Here is a 13,658-nt window from a genome sequence, read left to right as displayed (position 1 = left end):
TATTTAAAACATCATGAAAAAAACGCTTTTCAGCATTGCTTTGGCAATCGCTGCGCTCTCTGTCCACGCTCAGGACACAGATTCTCTGAAGACCTTTAAGCCGGTAAAAGGATCGTTTGTTACGGAACTCAATTTTAACCCTTTTAAGGGTAACCTGAGCCTGAACAATTCGCTGAACCAGATCAAGGTAAGGTATTTCGCAGATAATGACCTCGCCATCAGGTTTGGCTTTCACATCAGTTCCCGTGATTCGGTACTGAATTCGGGTACTCCTTATGGCACGCAGAGCACTTTCAGCAAATCGGAGCGCAAGAGTACTACTTTTGCCCTTAACCTCGGTTTTGAAAAACACTTTAAGGGTACCTCCAGGCTTTCGCCTTACCTGGGTGCAGATGTAGTCTTCAGTAAAAGGTCATCCAGCCAGAAACTGGTCAATAACCAGGTAACCACTGAAATTACAAACGCCTGGACACAGGAAATTTATATCAATCAGCCCCCATACTATGCTATCCAGCAAATAACTGAAGAAGCGTATTCCAGATATGGGATTACGGCTGTGGCAGGCTTCGATTTTTATCTTGCCAGGAATTTCTTTCTGGGTTATGAATTCAACCTCGGATACATGAAAACGGATTACAAATTTCCGGAAGTGAAGGTGACCGGAAATAATCAGCCGGCCCAACCGGTAATGGAAGGAACGCGCCAGAGTTCTGGTTTCGGTACTTCGCTGACGAATGGTATCAGGGTTGGTTATGCATTTTAAGCGGATGGTCATGAACAGATTTTTATTAGGTATTGCCGTTTTGTTGCTGGCAGCAACCGGCTGCAAAAAGGCCGATGACCTGACTGCTCCGGAAGTGCAGACCCTGAGCGTAACTGCACTTTCGCCGAATGTGATGGAATTTAAGGGCAATGTAGTGAGCAAGGGCAGACATAAGGTGCTTGATTACGGGTTTGTCTATTCCGGCAACGGCGTGGCCGATGAAAATAACGGTACCAAGGTTTCTCTGGGCACCGATATTCGCGAGGGGAACTTTGCCAAAACGGTAACCAACATCAGGTTCAATGTCGGTTATCCGAATATGGTCTATGCGCGTGCTTATGTACGGGATGAAAGGGGAACGGCTTTCGGTGCATTGATCAGTGCAGCTTTACCCAGCCCGGCTGCCGGCGACATCGTTCCTGCGATGGGCAAGTCTGGCGATCTGGTAAAGATCAGCGGGAAATTTTACAGCCCGGAGCTGGATGAGGTGAAGGTGGCTTTCCAGAATACGATGGCCAAGGTGGTTTCGGTAAACGATACGGAAATCAAGGTTGAGGTCCCTGCCGGAATCAATGCGCGCCACGGCGGGCAGATAGCGGTGACGGTATCTATCGGAAATATACCGGTAGTAGCTACAAATTATTTCACCATTCTGGCCAATGTAAAGGATTTTTCGCCGAAGTCCGGAACTATCGGCACGGTAATTACCTTTTCCGGTGATAACCTGCTTCCGGAATTCAGCAATGGCAGTGCTTTCACCGTTTATTTTGGTGATAAGCCGGCGCCGATCATTTATTCTTACCTCATGCAGGCCCAGGTGCCTTCAGGACAGAGTGGCAAGGTGCCGGTATCGATCGCTTATAACGGGCAGAAGATTAATCTTCCGGGAGAGTTTGAGATACTGGCTGCTTCGATTACGGCAGTTACACCTGAGCCGGTGATGCCTTTAATGCAACTGCGCATAACCGGGGCAAACCTGCCCAACCAGCAGAACCCATACGAAAATAACCCAATGGCCAGGCTTGGTGATGCGCCTTACACCTCTGTAAGCTATGACTATCAGTCAACATATAGTTTCATCGTCCCTGAAAATACGGCCGAAGGCTCCTATACCCTGACATTAAAGCTGGGCAACACGGAGATCGTCGCACCTGCCAAGGTGACGGTGAAGGGATATGAGGTAACCGGGTTTGCGCCGAAGAGTGCTGCGCCCGGCGCACAGGTGGACATCAAGGGTGCCTTCATTAAAGATAACGGCTATACGGTTTATTTTGGAACGACCAGCGCCTGGGCACAGGCTACCTCGGCTACAAACCTGCGTGTGACCGTTCCGGGTGGGGTGAATGCGGGTAAGGTTAAGCTTTCCGTAGACTTACCCGGTGGACGGATTTCGGCGCCTGGTGAATTTGAAATGGTTGGGCCGGACATTACTTCGTTTTCCCCGACCTCGGGTGTTGCCGGAACAATCATTACGATAAAGGGTTCTGGTTTTTTCCCCGGCGACTGGTCTACCACCGTTAAATTCGGGACCATATCGGTACAGGCGATCAAAACAACGGAAAATACGATTACCGTTGCGGTACCCTCCAACCTTAATCCCGGTGCCATGAAACTGAGTGTGGTGACTGGTGGACAGGAAGTGATGGCTGACGGTAATTTTACAGCAACAAATTAACCGGTACTGGCTGCTGAATTGACTTCGGCAGGGGCTGGCATCATTGTAAGCGCCGGGAATATTCCCGGCGCTTTATTTATTTTCCGGTCAGTCATTCAGCTGTTCTTTAATGTAAACAACATGAGCTTTATAGGGCGAGGCTCGCTGGCAGGCCCTTGTTTGCTGGCAGGTTTGATTCTTGATTTTTCGGGAGGTATGGCCACAACAAAGAAATTCCCTGTTTTTCCGATGACGGGACTTTTAATGTGGAAGTTCTTATTGATCCTGCTGGCATAACCCGTAAACTGGATTACTTTCCCGGTTTTCTTTGAGAAGAATACATTCCGGGTTTGCTGTATGGTCTGGAAACAATAGCGGAAGAATACCCAGCTGTCGTTAATGAAGAGCGAGTTGTTTTCAAAAATGGTGTTGTATTCTTTCATCTTCCGCCAGTATTCAAAGTTGTCTTTGGCAGGATGTTCTGCTTTAAGCTGATCACCGATGCTGTTTTCCTTTGGAAGCTCCAGCTCGTATACCGGTGAAGAATGGGTTGCGGCTACATGATAGATCTTGTTGTCCAGAAGGGGAAAGTAAAAGAGGGAGTCTTTATAATTGTCAAATTTGTGGGGGTACAGAATGTTCAGGTCCTGGATAATGGGCGGGTAATTAAGCTGCTGGTTGACGTAGTTGATGCTTTCTTCTTCCTTGTTGAAGGTACTGAGGCGGGCCATTGAGGTATTGTTCTTATTGCTGATCATTTCGCACACATACATATTTTTGTTTTTGGCCAGGGAGAGGCCCAGATAGCTTATACCTGCAACAGCCAGGTCGCCTTTAAACTGGCCATTGGTATCGAACCTGAAGATCCTGTTCATACTGATGTCGAGGATCTGTATTTCTCCGGAATCTTCATCATAGAGCATATCGGTAATCGGCGAATGCACGATCATGCGCTCGGGAACGCCTTCTTTACTGAATATGAATATTTTGTTCTGGGTGCGGTCGCACACGAGGATGTTTTTACCGGTAATGATAAAGTTGGTGATGAACCGGAAGGAGAAATCCTTATTGGTCTGGAGCGTGATATACCTGATGCTGTCGGCAATGTCTTCTATATAGACCTGCTGCGAGTCTGCGGGTTGTATCTTTATAGATCTGGCAATGGGCAGGCTGGCCTTTTGTTGCTTGTCCACCTGGGTGCAACTGGCAAAGATGGAAATGGCGATGAGGTAAATGATCGGTTTCATATATCCGGATGGTTAAATAGCCTGCCCCAAACGGAGGAGCAGGCTGGTTTCTGAAGTATTAAGGTGTATACGGCGGCTTGATATTGGTAATATCTCGGGTAGGGTCCAGGTGATAATAGTAGTCTGGTATATTGTAGCCCTGAGATGCCGGATTTGTCGGTTGATGGTCGAATACCTCGGTAAGGCCACACTCTGTGCCGGAGTTGTGCGGTAAGAACCACCAGAAACCATATTCATAGCCATAGTAACCATAGGCATCCCAGTAGAAGTCGTCAGATACCCATTGCCAGGTACCTGCCCTGTAGGTGGTACTTGGAGAGCTGAAGCAGAACACGGTACCATTGGAGGTCCATGCGGCCATAGCCTTATCGGGGCTGTTTTTGATATCGTAGCCAAGGAATGCATATTGCAGGTTGAAGACCAGGGTGAGTACTACCGCGGCTATACCGGTTATTTTTAGTGCTTTTTTCATTGTTTTTTGTTTAAGTGAATGATTGATGAATTTGAATGGTGCAAAGTGTGAACAGACCCCGGAAGGGGTCGCCACTTCTGGCGCTTAAATGGTCTCATAAAGGATTGGTTTATTTACCCTGACGGATAATTTTTTCTACATCTGATTTGAGCAGCTTACTGTTTCTCCAGACTTTGCTGTAGTTGTGCGCATAGAGGCCAAGCGCAAGGATATAAGTGGCGATCAGTGGCAGGGCTATTTTTTTTAATTTCTGTTTTTCCAGGACATGAACTTCCAGGAGGTAGGCGATCAGAAAGAATATGCCGACAGATGCGATATAGGCATACCGGTCTGCGACGATGGCTGATCTTGAAATAGGGATAATATGAAGTACCAGGCCCAGGTGCAGCAGGAAAAACAGCATGCCGAACAGGACCCATTTCTTCTTCCAGAAATCGGCGAATGCGATTGTCATGATCGCGATGAGCACCGGATAGGTCCAGAATTTCAGCGGAAGAGGCTGCCCGATCGCATTTGGGAAGGTATAGATATAGCTGAGTTTGACGGGTATAAGGCATTTGACCAGGTATTCGGTAATCGAATAACAAGCAAAAACCAGGTTCTGATATAAAGGATACTGGACCGAATCTGACAAAAGCCCGGCGCCGGTAGACTTCTGGGAAAGCAGGGTGACATAGCCAAAAAATATCGCCAGCAGGAAAAACGGAACCTTCTGCAGCCAGAGCGCCTTGTTCCTGAGGTTTCTTCCTGTTGCATAGTCGATCAGCAGCATGAATACCGGAAAGGTAACAGCCTGTTCCTTGGCCCCGAACGATAAAATAAACAGGAGCATAGCCATTAGATAGGAACTGGGACGGCCATTCCGGATAAATTTAACATAGTAGCAGGAAGCGAGCAGGTAAAAGAAGCTGTACAGGAGGATCTTTGAGGCAGATACCCAGGCTACGGATTCTACCAGGAACGGATGTACCGACATGATCGCAGCCGATAGGAAGGATATTCTTTCTGCTGCGCTTTGCCTGAAGCTGCCGGATGCGGCAAGCAGGGCCTTTAAAAGGAAATAAACCAGCAGGACATTGCCGATATGGAGCAATATGCCAACGGTGTGAAACCAGAAAGGGTTGTAGCCAAATAATTGAAAAAGAACCGTATAGGACAATTGGTTTACCGGTGCATACTGACCGTTGTAGAATTCGGTCAATATTGCCCACAGGTTCTTTACCGTCAGACCTGCTTCGGTATAAGCATTGATCGCCACCCACTGGTCGTCCCAGTTAAGCTGGAAATTGTGGAAGAAAACGGGAAAGTAAACGGTCAGGCAGAGTACGATTAAAGAAATAATCCGGATGGGCTGATCATTTTGGACGATTGTTTTAAAAAAAGGAAGGGTGAGCCCGCCGGGTAAGGCAGTGTCAATTGATTTATTCATTACAACAGGGATAGGTTGATACTTGGTTTTACGGGAGCGTGATCTGATCAGGTGTGCTCGTATCTTTTAAACTGGAAATCAAATGTGCCGTCGCGGGCGTAGTAGTAAGATTGTTTGACCCGCGAATACTTGATCTCGGCACCCAGTGACCTCAATATATCTACATATTGAAAAATGGTACGTTCGCTTACCTGAAGTTTTTTGGCAAGCTGTTCGGGAGAGCCTGTAGATCGCTTTCTGATGAGCGTGTTCAGATAATCCAGCCTATCAAAATAATATTTTGGCATACAATGAGAGATGATGAGTTAGTAATGAAAATATTAATGATTCCCTAAAGCTATAGAATAAAACTGCTAAAAAACTGCAGGGAATATTTTTCTTTAAAGATTCCGGACCTGCCGGTATAAATCTTAATATAGCGCTAACCTTATCTGTATTGTGACTTTAACCTATATTTTTAGCTTTGGGAAATTAAACAGACCACACCACTGATTTACGCAAAATCGACATGGAAAACAGGAGAGACTTTATAAAAAAGGCATCATTGCTGACGGGTGCCCTGGGTATGGCCGGTGTTTTGCCCCCTGCCGTGCAACGGGCCCTGGCAATAGATCCGGCGCCCGGCAGTACCTTTATGGATGCAGAGCACATTGTACTGCTGATGCAGGAGAACCGGTCCTTTGACCATGCTTTCGGGACTTTAAAGGGTGTGCGCGGGTTCAATGACCCCAGGGCGATCCGGTTGCCTGATGGTTATCCGGTATGGTTACAGCGCAATAAAAAGGGCCATACTTATGCGCCTTTCCGGCTGAACATTAAGGACACCAAGGCAACCTGGATGAGCGCGCTGCCCCATTCCTGGGAAAACCAGGTAGCTGCCCGTAACGATGGCAGGAATAATGGCTGGCTGGATGCGAAGCGCTCTGGCAATAAGGAATATGCGGATATGCCGCTGACGATGGGCTATTACAACCGGGAGGATATTCCGTTTTATTATGCGCTGGCAGACGCATTTACCGTCTGCGACCATAATTTCTGTTCGTCACTGACGGGCACGAGCACCAATCGTTGCTTTTTCTGGACCGGAAAGATCCGGGAGGAGCAGAATGCGCAATCGAAGCCGCATTTGTCTAACGGTGACATTGACGGTCCGGAACGTTTATCGTGGAGCACTTTCCCGGAGCGGCTTTCGGCCAACGGCGTGGACTGGAAGATCTATCAGAATGAACTGAGTGTGGGGGTGGATCTGGAGGGTGATGCAGAGGACTGGCTGGCCAATTTCACCGACAACGATATGGAGTTCTTTAAGCAATACCATGTGCGGCGGCATCCGGAGCACCTGATCTATCTGAAAAAGATGCGGACCAAAATGGAGCAGGAACTGGCGGGAAAGACAGATGCTAAACTGAAGGAGCGGCTGGCGAAGGTAATTGCAGATATTGAATTCCTGGAAAAGAACCCGCTGGAAGCCTTAAGCGAGCAGGAACAGGACCTGCACAGACGTGCCTTTGTAACGAACCGCAATGATCCGGACTACCACGCACTGGAAACGGTAACTTATGACGATAACGGGACGCAGCGTACCGTGCAGATACCAAAGGGTGATGTATTGCACCAGTTCAGGGCAGATGTGGACAGTGGCAGGCTGCCGACAGTTTCCTGGCTCGTGGCGCCGTGTAATTTTTCCGACCATCCGGGAGCGCCATGGTACGGGGCCTGGTACCTTTCGGAAGCGATCGATATCCTGACGAAGAACCCGGAGGTATGGAAGAAGACGATCTTTATCCTGACCTATGATGAAAATGACGGCTATTTTGACCACATTCCGCCGTTTTCAGCCCCCGACCCCAGCGACCCTTCAACAGGTAGGGTGTCTGCATCGCTGGATATAGACCCCGAGTTTGCGGGTAAGGCGCATAGTGAAAGGCCCAGCACCATTGGTCTTGGTTTCCGGGTGCCGATGGTGGTGGTCTCGCCCTGGAGCCGGGGCGGGTATGTCAACTCGCAGGTGTTTGACCACACTTCTTCGATCCGGTTCCTGGAGAAGTTCCTGAGCCATAAGACCGGTAAAAAGATCACCGAAGATAACATCAGTTCGTGGCGGAGGAGCCTGTGCGGTGACCTGACCTCGGTCTTCAGGCCGTATCAGGGCGAGCAGATCACTACTCCGGCTCCGGTGGAGCGGATACCTTTCCTGGAAAGCATCCATAAAGCCAAGTTTGCAAAGCTGCCGGATGGGTTCCGGTCGCTGACTGACCAGGATATACAGGAAGTGATCAAAGATCCTGCTTCGAGCCCGCTGCTGCCAGGACAGGAGCCCGGTATAAAGCCCTCCAATGTGATCCCTTATGAGATCTATACCGAAGGTACGCTTTCGGGAAACCGGAGCAGCTTTGAACTGGCTTTTAAGTCTGGCACTACCTTTTTCGGCAACGACTCAAGCGGGGTCGGTTTCAATGTGTACGGGATGGGTAAATACCTTGCCTTTACCGCTGCTGCCGGGGATACGCTCCGCCATCAATGGCCGCTGAACGGATTTCCTGGGGATACTTACGACCTCACTGTATATAGCGTGAACGGATATTTCAGGGCGTTTAAGGGCAATGCACAGGATCCGGAGATCAGTATGGCACTATTGTATGCGCAGGGCCTGAACGGCAAACCAACAGGTAATGTGACCTTGCACATCAAGCGGCTGGTTCCGGGCGGGGCGCTGGTGTTTAACGTGAAGGATGCCGGATATGGGCTGCACAACAGAAAAATTACGCTGAAGCAGGGACAGCAGGAAATAAAGGTCGCCTTTGATCTGGGCAAGTCCCACCACTGGTATGACCTGCAGGTGAGTATGGCGGGAAATCCGGTTTTCATGAGGCACTATGCGGGGCATGTGGAAGGTGTGAGCGGTAGTTTTACCGATCCGCTGATGGGACGCGTGTAATCGGTTCGATGAAATGTTGAAAGGAAGTAGTGCCGAATTGAAATAATGTCTTAATTTGGCATTAGAGTTTATGTTAAATAATCCTAATCAAATATTAATCGATGAAACAAACGTTAAAATCTTTTTTTGCTGCTGCGCTGGTGCTGGCAGTTGCGGCTTGTAATCAACCTGAAAAAAAGGATACCGCTACGGTTACTGACACGGCTTCGGCTGCCATTTCGCTGGACAGTACCAAGTTCCAGAAGGAAATTGATGGCAAGAAGACCAATCTTTATGTATTGAAGAACAAAAACAACATGCAGGCTTATTTCACCAATTATGGTGGCCGTCTGGTGAGCCTGCTGGTTCCTGACAGTGCCGGTAAGCTGGTAGATGTTGTGGTCGGTTTTGATAGCGTGGAAGGCTTTGAAAAGTCTACGGAGCCTTATTTCGGAGCGACCATCGGCCGCTACGGTAACCGGATCGCCAAAGGTAAGTTTAAACTGGACGGCAAGGAATATACACTGGCACTCAACAACGGACAGAATACTTTACATGGTGGAAAGAAGGGTTTTCAGTATGTGGTGTGGGATGCGGCGCAGCCTGATGCCCAGACCCTGGTGCTGACTTATCTTTCCAAAGACGGGGAAGAGGGATATCCCGGCAACCTGAATGTAAAGGTAACCTATAGTCTGACTGACGACAACGAACTGAAGATGGATTATGAGGCGACTACCGATAAAAAGACACTCTGCAATCTGACGAACCACGCCTTTTTCAACCTGAACGGCGAAGGCAGCGGTACCATACTGGACCATAAGCTTCAGATCTTTGCAGACCAGTATACCCCTGTAGATACCACGCTGATCCCTCTGGGCAAGAACGAGGCCGTGAAAGGTACTCCGTTTGATTTTACCCAGCCTGAAACCATTGGCAAACGTATCGAAGCAGACAATGCGCAGCTGAAAGCAGGAAAGGGTTATGACCACAACTTTGTGCTGAACGGAACTAAAGTAGGTAGTTTAAACCATGCGGCTACCGTATGGGGCGACAAATCGGGTATTGTAATGGACATCTATACCCAGGAGCCTGGCCTGCAGTTCTATTCAGGCAACTTTATGCAGGGCAAGAACACTTTCAAAGGTGGGGCTAAGGATGATTTCAGGACGGCCCTGGCTCTGGAGACACAGCATTTTCCGGATTCTCCGAATCAGCCTGCTTTCCCTTCAACTGTACTGAGCCCGGGACAAACTTATAAAACTTCGTCTGTTTATAAATTCAGCGCTAAATAGCTGCTGAGGCCTCAGACCTCTTAATTTTCTTAAAAAAAAGAGGAAGCACATCACATGCTTCCTCTTTTTTTTGGTGTTGCTCAGAACTTTCCTTCTGTATGGTTATCTTCTTTCCAGGGCGGGGTGGGGGCGTTTTCCTGGTCTCTCCAGGCGGTGGTGCCGGCTGAAGGTACGCTGATACGCGAGGGATCTTTCCGTTTCCCTGAAGGCCCCTGTAGTTTTTCCGCATGGTCACGGGTGCGCTCCCAGAGTTCCTCTACCGGCCTGTCCGTATACAGTTCGTCTTCGGTCTGATTTCCGAATATCCGTTTGTAGCTAAGCTGTGAGCGGATCTCTCTTCCGCTTTTTGGTGCCAGCAAAATGGCGGCTAACGCACCGACTGCTGCTCCTGCAAGGGCGGCAATGGCTACGAGGGCATTTGTGTCTCTGGATTTCATAATCATTAGTTTAGGTGATGTATGTCTCTAAAACCCCGAGTGTAAAGGCTTTGTTTGCAAACTTTCTAAAATGATGTTTGTTCAATAGCCGATATGCAGGAAAAAAAAGTAAATCAAAAAGTCGAAGACTTTACGGACAAGGCTTACGACTGGATTATTGCAAAGGGCCCTTCTGTCTTACTGGGTATTGTCGTCTTTTTTGTGGGCATGTGGCTGATCAATGTGCTGAAACGCTGGATAGACAGGCGGATGCAGAGCAAAAACGTAAATAACTCACTGAAGCCATTCTTTCTGAGTGTGACCGTCGTGGTATTGCGCATTTTGCTGGTCTTCCTGATCATGCAGATTATGGGGATACAACTGACGATCTTCGCAGCCCTGATCGGTGCGGTGGGTGTGGCGGCGGGCCTGGCACTTTCCGGTACCATGCAGAATTTCGCAAGCGGTGTGCTGATCTTATTGCTGAAGCCCTTTAAGGTGGGCGATAATATTGTGGCTCAGGGGCAGGAGGGAACAGTAAGTTCCATTCAGCTCTTTTTCACGATTGTAACCACTTTTGACAACCGGAAGGTGATCGTGCCGAACAGTAAATTGTCTAACGAAGTGATCATTAATTTTAGTGCAATTGGTAGCCGCAGGCTGGATATCGAGATCAAGTTTAGCTATGGTATTGATCTGCAGCAATTGAAAAAGGTGGTTGAGGAAACCATCGCGGAGTCGAGGTCTATCTTGAAGACTCCGGAATCGAGGATCGGGATCTCCGTGCTGGAGGAAAGCGGCTATAAGGTCTTGATCAATGTCTGGCTGCAGGCGCACGGATTTCTGGATGCCAAACTGGTGTTTCAGGAAAAACTGCTGGAAAACCTGAAGGCTTCGGGCTTGCCGCTGCCGGGCATGCCCGCAAAATAATGGCTACTGATGAAGCCGAAGCCGCGTCTTTAATTCGTGTATTTCCTGTTGCATCCGGTCAACCTTGCCCAACAGGTGTCTGATGGCATCGATGCCTTCGATATTGATGTGCAGGTCGTAATGCAGGTGGATGTAACGCTCAAGTTCAGTAAACTGATCGGGATGGATGTGCTCACCGGTAAGCGTGATGATGCCTGAATCATCCAGGGAGCGGATGAATTCGGGGTCAATGTTGCAACTGCTGCAATATTCTGTGATGCTGATGACTTCTACTTTCATAACGTTAGCTTAATTTTCTGAGTTCCTCAAACAGTTCTCTCTGCCTGTCGCTGAGTGTTTCGGGTATCTGAACGGAGTAGGTCACATAAAGGCTTCCATGCTCACCTTCTTTCTTATAAACCGGAAAACCTTTGCCTTTCAGCCGCACCCTGGTGCCGTTTTGGGTACCGGGCGCAATTTTCAGCTTAACCTTGCCATCGAAGGTGGTGACGGTAGTCTCGCCACCCAGTACAGCCGTGTAAAGATCCAGCGTGTGGCTGGTGTACAGGTCATCGCCCAGGCGTTTGAAGCCTGGGTCTTCACTGATCGTAAAGGTAATGTACAGGTCACCGTTTGGTCCGCCGTTGGCACCGGGGGCACCTTGTCCGCTGAGCCGGATCACCTGTCCGTCGGCAATGCCTGCGGGAATGGTGATGCGGATCTGTTTTCCGTTGACCGTAAGGGTTTGTTTGTGGGTGGTATAGGCATCGCGAAGGGAGAGCTTCAGTTCAGCCTGGTAATCCTGACCTTTGTACTGGCGTTGTGATCTGCCGCCCGCCCGGTTGGCGGCACCGGCTGCACCCCCGAACATCTGTTCAAAGAAGTCGGAGAAATCTCCGCCGCTGTAACTGCCACCGGAGAAGCCTTCAAAATCGCCGGAATTAAACCCTCCATAAGCGTTGCCGCCGCCGGAATATTGCTGTCCCTGCTGGCGCTTGGCCTGTTCGAACTGTTCGGCGTGTTTCCAGTTTTCGCCGTATTCATCGTATTTCTTTCTTTTTTCCGGATCGGTAAGCACCTCATTGGCCTCATTGATCTGCTGGAACATCTGGTTGGCTTCCTTATCGTCGGGATTGAGGTCGGGATGATACTTTCTTGCCAGTTTCCGGTAGGCCTTTTTGATTTCTTCCGGGCTGGCCTTCTTGTCCAGGCCCAATATTTTGTAGTAATCTATAAATGCCATTTGTTCGTTTTAGACTATAATAATAACGATAACGTACGAGAATAGAAAAAGGATGACAAAATTTACCTAGACTTTCCGGCCTTTTGGATGCAGCGCCCCAGGAAGTGGTCTATTCCCGTTGTCGCGTAGCCCAGGAGCCTGGAATTTTCGCCAAGTTCGGATGAAACGATGGCTGTCCGTTCCCGGATCTGGGTCATGCAATAAGTGTTGATGGCCTGCTGCATGGGAAGTGTAATGTATTGTTTGGCCTCGGCGATCTTGCCGCTTAAGATGATCAGCTCGGGGTTGAACAGCTGGATCAGCATGGCGATCCCCTTTCCCATATAAGTGCCGATATTGGACAGCAACTGGATGGCATACTGATCCCCTTTGTTGGCCGCTTCGATGATCACGGCGGGTTCGATCCGCTGCAGTTCTTCGTTGCTGAGTTTGTTCAGCATCGAATTCTTACCGGATAAAATACCTTCCTTTGCCATTTCAGACAGTGCGTTGCCGGATGCTATTGTTTCCAGGCAGCCATGTTTGCCGCAATAGCATAGTGCTCCGTTTTCCACAAATGGGATATGGCCCAGTTCGCCTGAAAATCCGCAGGCTCCTTTTCTCAATTTGCCGTCCATAATAATGCCCAGCCCGACACCCCAGTCCATGAGCAGAATCAATACATTCTGTTTGCCTTTGGCCATGCCATGCGTAAACTCTGCCATGGACGATCCGTTTACATCGTTCTGTATCACTACAGGTAAGCTCAGCATTTTTTCAAATGTTGCCGTCAGCGAAGTGTTTTCCGTATCGCTGAGAAAATAACTGTAGCTTTTGCCTTTTTCGGGATCTACCAGCCCGGGCATACCGACACTGCAGCCAATCAGCTGGTCGCTGCTGATGTTTTGTCTCTTCAGGATATCCTGTACATGGATAGCCAGGACACTAAAGAAATCGGACCTGCTGCTTTTGGAGATGGGAAGGGTAATGACCTCAGGAGCTACTACATAATTATAGTTGTTGTCCATCACCGCTATTTTAGTGTGGAACAGTTCAATGTCTATACAAACGATCAGGATCTTCCTATCTCTTAAGCCATACAGATCGGGTTTTCTGCCGCCCATTGACATTCCGTAACCTTTCTTTTCAATCCAGCCCTCTTCAGTTAAACTGCTGATGAGTTTCAGGACACTTGGTGTGCTCATATCCATGGTATGGCATAATGCCGAAACAGAACTGGGACCCGCATTGAAAAGATGCCGTACCAACTCATACCTGTGCAGCAATTGCTTGTCGGGCTTCGGATTTGTTCTGTGATTTAATTGAAAAAGGTCCAT

General features: G+C 48.7%; 13 protein-coding genes. 5 read left to right on the top strand and 8 right to left on the bottom strand.

Annotated elements, in window-relative coordinates:
* Positions 1 to 13: 13 nt before the first annotated feature.
* Together P2W84_RS01000 and P2W84_RS00995 are read left to right on the top strand one after the other, a co-directional pair.
* Positions 14 to 763, top strand: a complete 750-nt coding sequence (locus P2W84_RS01000) for a hypothetical protein (RefSeq protein WP_276088230.1) — start codon at positions 14 to 16, stop codon at positions 761 to 763.
* A gap of 10 nt (positions 764 to 773) precedes the next feature.
* Positions 774 to 2,438, top strand: coding sequence for an IPT/TIG domain-containing protein (locus tag P2W84_RS00995; RefSeq protein ID WP_276088229.1), 1,665 nt, complete (start codon positions 774 to 776; stop codon positions 2,436 to 2,438).
* Positions 2,439 to 2,533: 95 nt separating this feature from the next.
* Here P2W84_RS00995 and P2W84_RS00990 read toward each other — a convergent pair whose 3' ends face one another.
* The 4 genes from P2W84_RS00990 to P2W84_RS00975 form a co-directional block, all read right to left on the bottom strand.
* Positions 2,534 to 3,664, bottom strand: coding sequence for a 6-bladed beta-propeller (locus P2W84_RS00990; protein WP_276088228.1), 1,131 nt, complete (start codon positions 3,662 to 3,664; stop codon positions 2,534 to 2,536).
* A 58-nt stretch (positions 3,665 to 3,722) separates the two neighbouring features.
* The gene (locus P2W84_RS00985; protein WP_276088227.1) at positions 3,723 to 4,136 is read right to left on the bottom strand and encodes a hypothetical protein; all 414 of its coding nucleotides are present in this window, start codon (positions 4,134 to 4,136) and stop codon (positions 3,723 to 3,725) included.
* Between the two features lie 109 nt (positions 4,137 to 4,245).
* Entirely contained in the window at positions 4,246 to 5,565 is a 1,320-nt protein-coding gene (locus tag P2W84_RS00980; RefSeq protein ID WP_276088226.1) for a hypothetical protein, read from the bottom strand.
* 47 nt (positions 5,566 to 5,612) lie between these two features.
* Positions 5,613 to 5,852 (bottom strand): HTH domain-containing protein, encoded by a 240-nt coding sequence (locus tag P2W84_RS00975; RefSeq protein ID WP_276088225.1) that lies wholly within the window; start codon positions 5,850 to 5,852, stop codon positions 5,613 to 5,615.
* Positions 5,853 to 6,073: 221 nt separating this feature from the next.
* Here P2W84_RS00975 and P2W84_RS00970 point away from each other — a divergent pair, with 221 nt between their 5' ends.
* Together P2W84_RS00970 and P2W84_RS00965 are read left to right on the top strand one after the other, a co-directional pair.
* Positions 6,074 to 8,503, top strand: a complete 2,430-nt coding sequence (locus P2W84_RS00970) for a phospholipase C, phosphocholine-specific (RefSeq protein WP_276088224.1) — start codon at positions 6,074 to 6,076, stop codon at positions 8,501 to 8,503.
* 101 nt (positions 8,504 to 8,604) lie between these two features.
* A complete protein-coding gene (locus tag P2W84_RS00965; RefSeq protein ID WP_276088223.1) occupies positions 8,605 to 9,774 on the top strand; it encodes an aldose epimerase family protein in 1,170 nt (389 codons plus the stop codon).
* Between the two features lie 80 nt (positions 9,775 to 9,854).
* On the opposite strand, the gene P2W84_RS00960 is transcribed toward P2W84_RS00965, so the two are convergent.
* The gene (locus P2W84_RS00960) at positions 9,855 to 10,211 is read right to left on the bottom strand and encodes a YtxH domain-containing protein (protein ID WP_276088222.1); all 357 of its coding nucleotides are present in this window, start codon (positions 10,209 to 10,211) and stop codon (positions 9,855 to 9,857) included.
* A 93-nt stretch (positions 10,212 to 10,304) separates the two neighbouring features.
* Here P2W84_RS00960 and P2W84_RS00955 point away from each other — a divergent pair, with 93 nt between their 5' ends.
* Positions 10,305 to 11,120 carry a mechanosensitive ion channel family protein gene (locus P2W84_RS00955; protein ID WP_276088221.1) on the top strand — a complete coding sequence of 272 codons (816 nt, stop codon included), beginning with the start codon at positions 10,305 to 10,307 and terminating at the stop codon, positions 11,118 to 11,120.
* Between the two features lie 3 nt (positions 11,121 to 11,123).
* Here P2W84_RS00955 and P2W84_RS00950 read toward each other — a convergent pair whose 3' ends face one another.
* From P2W84_RS00950 to P2W84_RS00940, 3 genes are all read right to left on the bottom strand, one after another.
* Complete coding sequence (locus P2W84_RS00950) at positions 11,124 to 11,399, bottom strand: chaperone modulator CbpM (RefSeq protein WP_276088220.1); 276 nt, start codon at positions 11,397 to 11,399, stop codon at positions 11,124 to 11,126.
* 4 nt (positions 11,400 to 11,403) lie between these two features.
* Positions 11,404 to 12,342, bottom strand: coding sequence for a J domain-containing protein (locus P2W84_RS00945; protein ID WP_276088219.1), 939 nt, complete (start codon positions 12,340 to 12,342; stop codon positions 11,404 to 11,406).
* Between the two features lie 62 nt (positions 12,343 to 12,404).
* Complete coding sequence (locus tag P2W84_RS00940; protein WP_276088218.1) at positions 12,405 to 13,658, bottom strand: ROK family protein; 1,254 nt, start codon at positions 13,656 to 13,658, stop codon at positions 12,405 to 12,407.

It is taken from the genome of Pedobacter sp. JY14-1 (assembly GCF_029269825.1).
GTDB lineage: Bacteria > Bacteroidota > Bacteroidia > Sphingobacteriales > Sphingobacteriaceae > Pedobacter.
This window is presented reverse-complemented; position numbering and strand designations above follow the sequence as displayed.